Here is a 12,918-nt window from a genome sequence, read left to right as displayed (position 1 = left end):
AGGAAAATATGTTACTTAATATGTTAAAAGGTAAAATTCATAGGGCAACCGTTGTTCAAGCAGAGCTTGATTATGTAGGAAGTATTACCGTTGATGAAGAGCTTCTTGAAAAAGCCGGAATATATGAATATGAAAAGGTTCAAATTGTAGACGTAAACAACGGAAGCAGATTTGAAACTTACACAATTGCTGGAAAAAGAGGCAGTGGTATGATATGCTTAAACGGTGCTGCGGCGAGAGAAGTTCAAGTAGGAGATAAAATCATAATAATGGCTTATGCAAACATGAGTCCTGATGAGATAAAAGAAAATCCTCCGAAAGTACTTTTCGTTGATGAAGATAATAAAATAAAAAGAATAACAAGATATGAAAAACACGGGCTTTTAACGGAGGATATGGTCAATGAATAAAATTTTGGAGGGTAAAGTCGTAACCCTCGGGGTAACGGGAAGTATTGCTGCTTATAAAATGGCAAATGTAGCAAGTATGCTTATAAAACTCGGTGCGGAAGTTCACGTTATAATGACAAAAAATGCCACGAATTTTATAAATCCGATAACATTTGAAAGTTTGACCAACACAAAGTGTTTAGTCGATACGTTTGACAGAAATTTTGAATTTCATGTTTCTCACGTATCTCTCGGTCAAAAATCGGACGTAATGCTTATTGCGCCTGCAAGTGCAAATATAATTGCAAAAATGGCTTATGGATTAGCGGATGATATGTTATCAACTACGGTTTTGGCAGCTACTTGCAAAAAGATCGTTTCTCCAGCAATGAACACACATATGTATCATAATAAAATAGTTCAAGATAACATAGAAAAATTAAAAGATTATGGCTTTGAAATAATAGAACCTGCAAAAGGTATACTTGCTTGCAGAGATGTTGGAGACGGTAAACTTCCCGATGAACAGACTCTTGTAAATTATGTATTAAAAGAAATAGCTCATGAAAAAGATTTAAAAGGTATGAATGTTATGGTAACGGCAGGAGCGACAATGGAAGCTATAGACCCTGTAAGATACATAACCAATCATTCAAGCGGTAAAATGGGATATGCGATTGCAAGAAATGCAATGCTAAGAGGTGCAAATGTAACTTTGGTAAGTGCAAACAGCAGCGAAGAAGTTCCTCCTTTTGTTGAATTAATTAAAGTAAAAAGTGCAAAAGATATGTTCGAGGCAGTGAAAGAAAAAAGCAGTGAAATGGATTTTATAATTAAGGCTGCCGCTGTTTCTGACTATACACCTATTGATGTAAGCGATGAAAAAATAAAGAAAAAAGATGGAGATCTTTCCATAAAATTAAAAAGAACAGATGATATTTTGATGTATCTTGGAGAAAATAAAAAAGAAAATAAAGTTTTATGCGGTTTTGCAATGGAAACCCAAAACTTAATAGATAATGCCAAAACAAAGCTTATAAATAAAAATGCCGATATAATAGTGGCGAACTGCTTAAAAGAAGGAGGAGCAGGTTTTAAGAGTGATACAAATAAAGTGACATTCCTTACAAAAGATAATATAGAGAAAAAAGAGCTTATGCGTAAAGATGAAGTAAGCGAGATTTTATTTGATAAATTGCTTGAAATAAAAAATAAAAAGACCGATTAATCGGTCTTTTTTAAATACGCATCAATAAATAAATCAATATCTCCATCCATTACTGATTGAACGTTTGAAGTTTCGGCTTTTGTTCTATGGTCTTTTACCATACTGTATGGGTGGAATACATATGAACGAATTTGATTTCCCCAGGCTATTTGACCGTAATCTCCTTTTATTTCATCTAGTTTTTCTTTATGTTCTTCCATAAGTATTTTATATAACTTACCTCTAAGTATTTTCATAGCTGTTTCTTTGTTTTGGAATTGGCTTCTTTCATTTTGGCATGATACGACGATTTTTGTTGGAAGATGAGTTATTCTTACAGCCGAGTCTGTTTTGTTTACGTGTTGCCCTCCTGCGCCTCCTGATCGATAAGTATCAATTTTTAAATCACTTGGATTGATTTCAAGGTTTATATCTTCATTTATTTCAGGTTCCACATCTACTGAAGCAAATGAAGTATGTCTTCTGTTGTTGCTGTCAAATGGGGATATTCTTACAAGTCTATGAACCCCTTTTTCTCCCTTCAAATATCCGTAAGCATTTTCTCCTTTTAATAACATTGTAACACTTTTAATTCCCGCTACGTCACCGGATAATTCTTCAAGTATTTTTATTTTGAATTTTCTTTTTTCCGCAAATCTCAAAAACATTCTGTATAGCATTTCTGCCCAGTCTTGGCTTTCTGTTCCACCGGCCCCCGGGTGTATTGAAAGAATAGCGTTATTTGAGTCATACTCACCGGACAAAAGAGTGTCAATTACGAAAGATTGTAATTCTTTTTTTAGTAAGTTCAATTCTTGCATAGTACTTGATGCATCTGATTCCGTAAATTCATCTTCAAGCATTTCTATAAGTATGTTCATATCTTCTTTTTTATTTTCGATACTTGTGAATTTGTTTATTTGAGACTTGAGAGTTTTTATTTCTTTTAAGACTTTGTTTGCCTGTTCACTTTCATTCCAAAAATTTTCATCGTTCATTAAATTTTCTTTTTGAATTAAACTTTCTTTTAACGTTGGTATATCTATTGATTTTGATATATCATCCAATTCTTTTGATATATCGTTTAAAAGATTTTTTAGTTCTGTTAATTCAGCCATTTGCTTACTTCCTTTTTTATATGTGATTTAGAATTATATTACATTATATATGATATTTGATAATTTAACAATATATACGCTTTATTATCATATTAAAGGAAAGATTGCTTTCATTTTGTTGTTATTATTATAAAATTTCAAGCATATATAATTGATTGATATTTTTAACATAACATATTTCATCATTATCTTTATTATTTTTTAGCCTATTGAAAAGGTTTTTTTAAATTAAATATAATTATGTTTAATAAAACATAATAAAATTTAATAACCTTTTTTTCTTTTTTTTAACGAAAGTACTTGTAATTGCTTTTTATATAATATATAATGCATTTATTAAAATAAGTGTTATATAAAATAAGGAGAAATTATACATGTTATATTTAATTGATGATGCTAACATTGAAAGCATTAAAACTATTACTCAATATTTCCCAATCACGGGAGTAACTACAAATCCAAGTATTATTGCTGCAAATGGTGAAAATGTTTATAAAAAAATTAAAGAAATAAGAGATGTTATAGGTCCTGACTGCGAACTTCATGCACAAGTATTGGCTAATACATGTGACGAAATCGTAAAAGAAGCTATTAGACTTAGAGATGCTGTAGGCGGAAACTTTTTTGTAAAAGTTCCTGTAACAGGAGAAGGTCTTAAATCTATCAGTGTACTTAAAGAATTAGGTTTTGGTGTTACTGCAACAGCTATCTTCACAGCACAACAAGCATTGCTTGCTTCTACTGCAGGTGCAGACTATGTTGCTCCATATGTAAACAGAATCGACAACTTCTCTTCAGACGGAATCGGGGTTGTAGGCGATATTGTTGAATTATTTGATATGTACGGAAAAGATACTAAAGTATTGGCTGCAAGTTTCAAAAATACTCAACAAGTTCATAACGTTGCAATGGTAGGTTCTCATGCTGCTACAATCAGTTGTGATTTATTTGAAAAATTAATATATCATCCACTTACAACAGCTGCTATCATGGAATTTGAAGAAAAAGGTTCTGAATTCTATACATACGATAAATAATTAAATCCATATTTTAAAGGGCAGATAATTTTATCTGCTCTTTTTTTATACTTTTCTTATAACTTTAAATATTGTATAATAAAATAAATATTTACAAAGCGGAGGTTAAAACATGAAAAGTGAATTGAAAGTAAGTTTGGTAAGATATACTCCAGAACCTGTAAAAACTGTTGCTATGGCAGCCAAGCTTTGTTATTCAAAAGTAGGAATTGAAGATATAAATAAGAAAATGAATGATGAGGAAGCTGAAAAATTTGTAAAAATGCTTATGGGATTTTCACACATGTCGCCTCTTGAGCATATAAGTTTTTCTTTTGCAATTGAAGGAGTAAGTAGAACCCTTACTCATCAACTTGTAAGGCACAGGCTTGCAAGTTATTCACAACAATCTCAAAGGTATGTTGATGAAAATGCGTTTGACTATATAATTCCGCCTATGATTGAAAATGATGAAGAAGCTTTGAGGGTGTTTGAAGAAAGTATGGATACGATTCAGGCTTCTTATGAAAAATTAAGGGATATATTAACTTTAAATACAACAAAGAAAATTATGGCTGAAGATGGATTAAATGAGAGTGAGGCAAGGAAAAAGGCCGTTAAACTTGCTAATGAAGATGCAAGATTTGTTCTCCCCGGAGCATGTGAAACAAAAATCATAACGACGATGAATGCCAGACAACTACTTCATTTCTTTGAGGAAAGGACCTGTGTAAGAGCTCAATGGGAAATAAGGGAGCTTGCAACACAGATGTTAAAGTTGGTTAAAGAAGTTTGTCCTGTAATATTTGAAAATGCCGGTCCGGGCTGTGTAAACGGGGGATGTCCTGAAGGAAAAATGAGTTGCGGTAAAGCAAAAGAGATAAGAGAAAAATTTAAGAATTTATAGAGGTAAATATATAAGATGAGTAATTACGAAAAAGTAAGCGGCAGAAATGCAGTAAGAGAAACGTTAAAGGCAGGAAGAAATATAAATAAGCTTTATATAAGCGAAAATCATGATTCAGGTCTTACAAATATAATAAAAATGGCAAAACAAAAAGGAATATCAATCCAAAAAACAAATAAGCATAAGCTTGAGAATATTGCAGGGAGTATACACCATCAGGGGGTTGTTGCGCTTTGCTCTCCGGTAGAAACAATATCCTTAAGAGAGCTTATGGATAAAATAAGTAAAAAGGATGATAAGCCTATTTTGGTGATTCTTGATAACATAACCGATCCACACAATGCAGGGGCAATAATAAGAAGTGCTTATTGTGCAGGTGCTGATGGTGTAATAATGCAAACGAGAAGAAGTGCATCCATAGGAGAGGGAATGTATAAATCTTCTGCGGGTGCAATTGAGCATATCGATATATGTGAAGTTTCTAATATTGCGCAAACCATTGATACCTTGAAAAAAGAAGGTTTGTTTGTTGTCGGACTCGATATGGACGGAGAAAATTATTATGATATAGATTATGATATGCCTCTTGCATTGGTAGTAGGCGCAGAAGGAAAGGGGCTTGGCAGACTTGTAAAAGAAAAATGCGATTTTATAAGTTCAATTCCTTTAAAGAATAATTTTGATTCTCTTAATGCATCCGTTGCAGCGGGAATAGTTCTTTTTGAAGCGGTTAAAAACAGATAGTTTTACAGCGCCTTTTGGGTGCTGTTTTTGTGATATAAAGCTAACTTTATATGGACTTAACAGATACAAAATGATAAAATAGCTTAAATTAGATTTGTGAAAGGAGAATAGAATCAAAGATGAATGATGACGACGGCGTCCCGACGAATAAACCAAAACCCTTGATAATGCATTATTTGATATTTTTTCGATATAAAAAAGAGTGATATAGATTGATATCGAATTAAATAAAAAATGTATTTGGAGGTAATGTTTTGGATAGTTCGATAATATTGATGATTTTATTGCAAATTGTTTTAATAATGTTAAACGCTGTTTTTGCCTGCGCTGAAATAGCTGTTATTTCCATGAATGATAACAAGCTTGACAAAATGGCGGCAAAAGGAGATAAAAGAGCGATAAGACTTGTAAAATTAACCGAGCAACCTGCAAGATTTCTTGCGACAATTCAAGTAGCGATTACATTGTCCGGGTTTTTAGGCAGTGCGTTTGCGGCAGAAAACTTTTCTGACGGACTGGTTAATGTAGTAATGAAATTAGGGGTACCGATTCCACCGGGTGTTTTGGATTCTGTTGCGGTAATATTAATAACGATTATATTGTCTTATATAACTCTTATTTTCGGTGAGCTTGTACCAAAGAGAGTTGCTATGAGGAAATCAGAAGAGCTTGCTCTTGGTATGTCTTCTCTTACATATTCCATTTCTAAGATTTTTGCACCTCTTGTAAGTATGCTTACAGTTTCAACCAACTTTGTTTTAAGACTTATCGGTATCGATCCTGAAGAGGAGGACGAAAATGTAAGTGAAGAAGAGATAAGGATGATGGTTGATGTGGGAAGCGAAAAAGGAACAATTGACCACGAAGAGAGAGAATTCATACAAAATGTTTTTGAGTTTGATGATTTATCTGCTGAGGATATACTGACACATAGGACAGATATTGTTATGTTGGACATGGAAGAAGATATTGATAAATGGAGAAGTATAATTTTTAGTACAAAGTATACTCTATATCCTGTATGTGATGGCTCTATAGATAAAATAATAGGTATCTTGGATTCAAAAAAATATTTTCGTTTGGAAGATAAAAATATTGAAAATATAATAGAACATACAATATCAAAGGCATATTATGTTCCGGATACGATTAAGGCTGATGACTTATTTAGAAACATGAGAAAAAGTGGGAACACGATGGCTGTTGTTCTTGATGAATATGGCGGTACTGCAGGAATAATTACCATAAATGATTTGGTAGAGCAGCTTGTTGGCGACCTTGAAGAGGACAACGAGATTGAAAAAATCGATGATTTAACATGGAAAGTAAAGGGTATTGCATCTTTGGATGATATTTCGAAACAAATAGATATGGCTTTATCATCAGAGGAGTATGATACAATTGGAGGGCTTATATTCCATAATCTTCAAAGTATCCCAGAAAAGGGTGAAAATATAGAATTTGATTTTGAAGGAATAAAAGTAACAGATGTAAAGATACGTAATCATAAGGTTATTTATGCTGTGATACATAAAGTTGTTGATGATACAGATAATTCATAGTGAATAAGGGAAAGGCTCTAAATTTTTTAGAGCCTTTTTATTATATGATTTATTCTTTTATTAATATCAAAAAAGATAAACTGTTTTGATAATTCATTTAGATGATTAATAACAATATAAATAGTTTTTATCTCAAAAACAAAGCGATACAACATATACATATCAAATAATCTTATTAATAAAATAAAACTTTATAATATGGCAAATTAACAGTATATTTCGTTGACTTTGTTAGTGTAATTTTATATAATAAACAAAAATACTTTTAACTTAGCACGAGAGGCTAAAAAGGTTATATCTGATTTATGAGTAGCTTGATGGAGAAGCTATGCATTTTTTGTGAGTACCTAGCCTAAGTGCAGGTATTTTTTTATAAATATCGGAGGTATAAAACTATGTTAAAAGGTCGTCATTTGATAGAACCAACGAACTTTACTATTGAAGAATTAGATGAAATATTTGAGCTTGCTAATGATATCCTTAAAGATGAAAAAAAATACGTTGATGTATGTCATGGGAAATTATTGGCAAGCCTTTTTTATGAGCCGTCAACGAGAACAAAATTTTCTTTTGATGCGGCTATGTATAGATTAGGTGGTAACGTCCTCGGATTTTCCGATCCAAATACATCAAGTACATCAAAGGGAGAGTCTCTTGCGGATACTACTGTTGTAATTTCAAATTATGTAGACATTATAGTAGCAAGACATCCAAGAGAAGGTACAGCTAAACTTATGAGCGAACATTCAGATGTTCCTATTATCAATGCGGGAGACGGAGGACATCAGCATCCTACCCAAACATTAACGGACCTTCTTACAATTCAGTACTATAAACACAGATTTGACAATTTAAAAATCGGTGTTTGCGGAGATTTGATGTTTGGCAGAACTATTCACTCTTTGGTTAAAGCAATGTCAAGATACGAAAATGTGGAATTTGTATTTATTTCACCAAAAGAACTCGCAATGCCTGAATATATAAAAGAAGAAATCGAAGGTAAGGTTAAATACTCTGAGACAAATTCTCTTGATGAGGTAATAGGCGATTTAGATGTTTTGTATATGTCTAGAGTTCAAAGAGAAAGATTCGTAAATGAAGAGGAATATTTAAGACTTAAAGATTACTTTATTCTTACAAGAGAAAAGCTTGAAAAAGCAAAAGAAGATATGATTGTTATGCATCCTCTTCCTAGAGTAAACGAAATATCAACTGATGTTGATGATGATGAAAGAGCCGTATATTTTATGCAGGGCAGACTCGGGATGTATGTAAGAATGGCGCTTATTATGAAATTATTGGGGGTAGAATTAGATGATTAATGTTTCTATGTTAAAACAAGGTATCGTAATCGACCATATAAAAGTAAATCACGGTTATGAAGTTTTTAAACAGCTTAAGCTTGATGAAATAGATGACGTAATAGTTCTTATGAGAAATATTCCCAGTCATAAAATGGGCAGAAAAGATATAATAAAAATAGAAACTGATTTAAAGTTAGACTTGACTATTTTGGGCCTTATAGATCCTAATATAACTGTAAGCTATATTAAAGACGGAAAAAGAGTAAAGAAAGTGAAGCCTGAGCTTCCCGAAGTTGTGGAGGGGATTTTAAAATGTAAAAATCCACGATGTATCACACAATATGAAAAGGTTGAAAATATAAAGTTTTATCTTGCAAATAAAGAAAAAAGAGAGTACAGATGTTCTTATTGTGATTCAAAGACCACATTGGTAGAGCATAAATAAGGTAAAACAAATGAAAGTTATTTTTAAAAACGGAATTGTAATTGATGCTATTAAAACATCAAAAGAAGATGTTTTAATCGAAAACGGAAAGATAGTAAAAACAGGAAAGGATATACAGTGTGCGGATGCAGATATTATTGATTTGAAAGGAAAGGCGTTGCTTCCTGCATTTATAGATATGCATTCACATTTCAGAGATCCGGGATATACTTATAAAGAAGATATCGAAAGCGGAATGAAAGCAAGTTTAAAAGGCGGGTATAGTGTTGTTTGCACTATGGCAAATACAAAGCCTGTTTGTGACAATAAAGAAGTTCTTGAATATGTAAAAGAAAAATCACAAAAAGCAGGTTTAAATAAGGTAATTCAAATTAGTGCAATCGGCAAGGATCTTGAAGACAAAGAGTTTGTCAATATAGAAGAAAACAAAAAATACACAAATTTATTTTCAAATGACGGAAAAACCATATTCAGTGATGAATTTATGGAAAGAGCGTTAAAAAAATCTACAGAATATAATTTCCATTTACTTACACATTGCCAGCCCGAAGAAGAGATAATTGAGAGAGATATGAAGCTGCTTGAAAAAGTTGGAGGAAATCTTCATGTATGCCATATAAGTACAAAGAAATCTTTAGAGCTTATATGTGATGCAAAAGATAAAGGTCTTGGGGTAACTTGTGAAGTTGGACCTCATCACCTTTTTGCAGATAGCCTTGATTATAGAGTTAATCCTTCTTTTGCAACTTTAGAAGATAGAATGGCTTTAATTGAAGGAATAAAAGAAAATAAAATTGATGTTCTTGCTACTGACCATGCACCTCATTCTAAAGAAGACAAAGAAAAAGGAGCTCCGGGGATTGATAATATTGAAGTTGCTTTTTCTATGTATTACAAAGTATTTAATGATAACAAAATTAGCATCAACAAGCTAAGTGAAATGATAAGTCTAAACCCTGCAAAGAAAATAGGGCTTAACAAAGGGCTTATTAAAGAAGGTTACGATGCTGACTTGGTTGTAGTAGATCTTGATTATGAAGGGGAAATAAACAAAGACGAGTTTGTTTCCAAATCGAACAATACACCTTTTGATAAAGAGAAAATCAAAGGTAAAGTATTAATGACTTTTGTTGAAGGAGAGAAGAAATATGAAGCTGATAGATAAATTATATGAAAGAAGCAAGAAAAATATGGCTGTATGTTTGGGTCTTGATACGAAAGAAGCTTTTTTACCCGAATATATAAGTAATATGGATATAACCTTGGGAGAAAAATATTTCTTGTTTAACAAAGCGATAATCGATGCTACAAAAGATATTGTTGCTTGCTACAAAGTTCAAATTGCTTGTTATGAAGCTCTTGGAATGGACGGGCTTAATGCATATCAGAAGACACTTAAATATATAAGGGAAAATGACGGTATTGTAATCGCAGATATAAAAAGAGGAGATATTTCTTCAACTGCAGCAATGTATGCTGACGGTCATTTCAGCGGAGATTTTGAAGCTGACTTTATTACAATAAACACATATATGGGGCTTGATGCAATAAGCCCATACTTTGACTATATGAAAGACGGAAACAAAGGTCTTTTCGTTTTGGTAAAAACATCTAATCCAAACGGTCATCAGATTCAAGACTTGGAAGTAAAAGACGGAGACAAAGTTTACGAGAAAATGGCTGGTTATGTAGATAAATGGGGAAGTGACTTTGTCGGAGAGTGCGGTTACAGCAGTGTAGGAGCCGTTGTAGGTTTGACTTATCCAAAGGAATTTATCGAAGTAAAGAAGTACATGCCAAAAGCTTTTTTCCTTATTCCTGGTTACGGCGCCCAAGGAGGTACAGGAAAAGATATTGCAGAGATTTTTAAAGATGATATTTGCGGTGTAGTTAATTCATCGAGAGGTATTATTTCTGCTCATAAGGGAAAAATAGAAGATGAGAGCTTTACCGATATAACGGTTAAAGCCGTTAAAGATATGCAAGAGGATATAGGAAAATGGCTATAGTATTGTTTAATAAGAAAATAAAAGATGACATTTATATGTTAAAACTTAAAGGTAAGTTTGAAGGAAAAGAAGGTCAGTTTTATATGTTAAAACCCAAAAATACTTTTTTGGCAAAGCCGATCAGTATTCATGACATTGATGATGAAGGTATAACTTTTCTTTACCAAGTTAAAGGAGAAGGCACAAAATATCTTGCTTCGTTAAAACAAGATATGGATATTGATTTGTTTGGTCCGCGAGGAAATGGCTTTGATATAGAAAATATAGAAAAAGACATCACCGTAATAGGAGGGGGAATAGGCACAGCTCCTTTGTATTACCTTGTCAAGCAGATTAAAAGAAAGTATCCAAATAAAAATATCAGAGTATACTTGGGTTTTACGAAAGAAGATTATTTGGTTAAAGAATTTGAAGATATAGCAGATGAAGTTATTGTTGATGTGGGTGGAATTATAACGCATAAAGTGGATTTTACAAAAGATGATTTGTATTTCACATGTGGACCGGATATTATGATGAGAAGCGCTTATGATTTGGCAAAGAAAGCGGGAAGAGAAATAATTGTTTCCTTGGAGAACAGAATGGCCTGTGGTGTGGGCGCATGTCTTGGATGTAATATTTCAACCTCACACGGAAACAGAAAAGTTTGTAAAGACGGACCTGTATTTGCGGGAAGCGAGGTTTATTAGAATGGATAAATTAAAGGTAAACTTTTTAGGAAAAGAATTTAAAAATCCTCTGGTTGCCGCAAGCGGAACTTTTGGGTTTGGACGGGAGTATTCAGAGTTTTTTGATATAAACAGACTTGGAGGCATTTGCTCAAAGGGATTGACATTAAAACCCCAGCCGGGTAATACCGGGGTAAGAATATGGGAAACCCCAAGCGGAGTTATAAACAGTATAGGTCTTGAAAACCCTGGGGTAAGAAGTTTTATAATAAAAGAACTTCCTTATATGAATAAATCTTATTCCAGAGTTATTGTAAATTTTGGTGCCCACAGTACGGAAGACTTTTTGAGCGGTATCGAAATGCTAAATAAAGAAGAATTGGATTTTATAGAGCTTAATATTTCATGTCCAAATGTAAAAGAAGGCGGTATGGCCTTTTGTATGAATGGACAAAGTGCATATGATATTACGAAAAAGGTAAAGGAAGAATCCATTCATCCTATTATAGTAAAGCTTTCTCCAAACGCTCCGAGTATTGTTGATGTTGCAAAAGCTGTGGAAGAGGCCGGAGCGGATGCTCTTAGTCTAACCAATACTTTTTTGGCTATGGCTATAGATATAAACAAGAAAAAAGCTGTATTTGATAATATATATGCGGGGCTTTCGGGTTCTGCCATCAAGCCTATTGCACTGAGAATGGTTCATCAGGTTGCGAAAAATACCAATATACCTATACTTGCTTATGGCGGTATAAGTAATTATATGGATGCACTTGAATTTATAATGGCCGGAGCGACACTTATCGGAGTAGGCAGTGCAACTTTTGCGAATCCGACTGTAATGCCGGAAATAATCGACGACTTAGAAGAATATCTTACAAGAAACAATATAAATAATGTAAGTGAATTAATAGGAATAGTTTAAAATAAAATCAGAAAGGTAAAGGATATTGCAATGAGTGAACAAAGAGTTAAAGAAATTTTAAAAGAAACCGAAGCATTTTTGGAGGGGCACTTTTTGCTTTCTTCAGGAAGACATTCAAATCAATATGTACAATGTGCAAAGCTTTTGAGGTTCCCTGATAAAGCGGCGGAAGTTTTGGAAGATGTTGCTAAACAGGTAAAAGATTTAGGTATTACAAAGATATGCGGACCTGCTATGGGTGGTGTAATAGTTTCATATGAACTTGGAAGACAGCTTGGAATAGAAAGTATTTTTACAGAAAGAAAAGACGGTAATATGGAGCTTAGAAGAGGTTTTAGCGTTGGTAAAGGTGATAAAGTGTTAATCAGCGAAGATGTTATAACCACAGGTAAAAGCACTATGGAAACAGTTAAAGTATTGGAAGAAATGGGAGCTGAGGTTGTCGGTGTTGCCTCTATAGTAAACAGAACCGGCAAGGATTTAGATTTCCCTCTTCCTATTTATTCTGCAATAAGACTTGATATCGTATCTTATGATAGTGAGGAATGTCCTCTTTGCAAGGAAGGAAAGATAGAGCTTGTTAAACCAGGTAGCAGAGATTTTAAAAAAACAAAATAATTAAGA

At 33.1% G+C, this 12,918-nt stretch carries 14 protein-coding genes; 13 read left to right on the top strand and 1 reads right to left on the bottom strand.

Going from position 1 to position 12,918, the window contains the following annotated elements:
• Positions 1-8 precede the first annotated feature (8 nt).
• Both panD and coaBC read left to right on the top strand, forming a co-directional pair.
• A complete protein-coding gene (gene panD, locus QZ357_RS06900) occupies positions 9-410 on the top strand; it encodes an aspartate 1-decarboxylase (RefSeq protein ID WP_290773646.1) in 402 nt (133 codons plus the stop codon).
• Positions 403-1,617, top strand: a complete 1,215-nt coding sequence (coaBC, locus tag QZ357_RS06895; RefSeq protein WP_366934132.1) for a bifunctional phosphopantothenoylcysteine decarboxylase/phosphopantothenate--cysteine ligase CoaBC — start codon at positions 403-405, stop codon at positions 1,615-1,617. Before panD ends, coaBC begins: the two co-directional genes overlap by 8 nt.
• Here the strand turns inward: coaBC and prfB are convergent.
• Positions 1,614-2,714, bottom strand: coding sequence for a peptide chain release factor 2 (gene prfB / locus QZ357_RS06890; protein WP_290773644.1), 1,101 nt, complete (start codon positions 2,712-2,714; stop codon positions 1,614-1,616). The genes coaBC and prfB overlap by 4 nt on opposite strands.
• Before the next feature lie 374 nt (positions 2,715-3,088).
• Between prfB and QZ357_RS06885 the strand changes: the two genes are divergently transcribed.
• The 11 genes from QZ357_RS06885 to pyrE all read left to right on the top strand — a co-directional run bounded on the left by QZ357_RS06885 (position 3,089) and on the right by pyrE (position 12,912).
• The gene (locus QZ357_RS06885; protein ID WP_290773642.1) at positions 3,089-3,751 is read left to right on the top strand and encodes a transaldolase family protein; all 663 of its coding nucleotides are present in this window, start codon (positions 3,089-3,091) and stop codon (positions 3,749-3,751) included.
• A 112-nt stretch (positions 3,752-3,863) separates the two neighbouring features.
• Entirely contained in the window at positions 3,864-4,637 is a 774-nt protein-coding gene (gene thyX / locus QZ357_RS06880) for an FAD-dependent thymidylate synthase (protein ID WP_290773640.1), read from the top strand.
• Positions 4,638-4,652: 15 nt separating this feature from the next.
• Positions 4,653-5,381 (top strand): 23S rRNA (guanosine(2251)-2'-O)-methyltransferase RlmB, encoded by a 729-nt coding sequence (gene rlmB / locus QZ357_RS06875; protein WP_290773638.1) that lies wholly within the window; start codon positions 4,653-4,655, stop codon positions 5,379-5,381.
• A 254-nt stretch (positions 5,382-5,635) separates the two neighbouring features.
• Positions 5,636-6,943 (top strand): hemolysin family protein, encoded by a 1,308-nt coding sequence (locus QZ357_RS06870; RefSeq protein WP_290773635.1) that lies wholly within the window; start codon positions 5,636-5,638, stop codon positions 6,941-6,943.
• Positions 6,944-7,338: 395 nt separating this feature from the next.
• Positions 7,339-8,265: an aspartate carbamoyltransferase gene (gene pyrB, locus QZ357_RS06865; RefSeq protein ID WP_290773632.1), complete on the top strand. Its 927-nt coding sequence runs from the start codon at positions 7,339-7,341 to the stop codon at positions 8,263-8,265.
• On the top strand, positions 8,258-8,692 hold the full coding sequence (locus tag QZ357_RS06860; RefSeq protein ID WP_290773629.1) for an aspartate carbamoyltransferase regulatory subunit: 435 nt from the start codon (positions 8,258-8,260) through the stop codon (positions 8,690-8,692). The genes pyrB and QZ357_RS06860 overlap by 8 nt, the downstream gene beginning before the upstream one ends.
• Positions 8,693-8,702: 10 nt before the next feature.
• Complete coding sequence (locus QZ357_RS06855) at positions 8,703-9,857, top strand: dihydroorotase (protein ID WP_290773626.1); 1,155 nt, start codon at positions 8,703-8,705, stop codon at positions 9,855-9,857.
• Positions 9,841-10,701, top strand: a complete 861-nt coding sequence (gene pyrF / locus QZ357_RS06850; protein ID WP_290773622.1) for an orotidine-5'-phosphate decarboxylase — start codon at positions 9,841-9,843, stop codon at positions 10,699-10,701. Before QZ357_RS06855 ends, pyrF begins: the two co-directional genes overlap by 17 nt.
• Entirely contained in the window at positions 10,692-11,390 is a 699-nt protein-coding gene (locus QZ357_RS06845; RefSeq protein WP_290773619.1) for a dihydroorotate dehydrogenase electron transfer subunit, read from the top strand. The genes pyrF and QZ357_RS06845 overlap by 10 nt, the downstream gene beginning before the upstream one ends.
• Before the next feature lies 1 nt (position 11,391).
• Positions 11,392-12,294, top strand: coding sequence for a dihydroorotate dehydrogenase (locus tag QZ357_RS06840; protein ID WP_290773616.1), 903 nt, complete (start codon positions 11,392-11,394; stop codon positions 12,292-12,294).
• A 30-nt stretch (positions 12,295-12,324) separates the two neighbouring features.
• Entirely contained in the window at positions 12,325-12,912 is a 588-nt protein-coding gene (gene pyrE / locus QZ357_RS06835; RefSeq protein WP_290773613.1) for an orotate phosphoribosyltransferase, read from the top strand.
• Positions 12,913-12,918 lie beyond the last annotated feature (6 nt).

Origin of the sequence: Anaerofustis sp. (assembly GCF_019420015.1) — a bacterium.
Classification (GTDB): Bacteria; Bacillota; Clostridia; order Eubacteriales; family Anaerofustaceae; genus Anaerofustis.
This window is presented reverse-complemented; position numbering and strand designations above follow the sequence as displayed.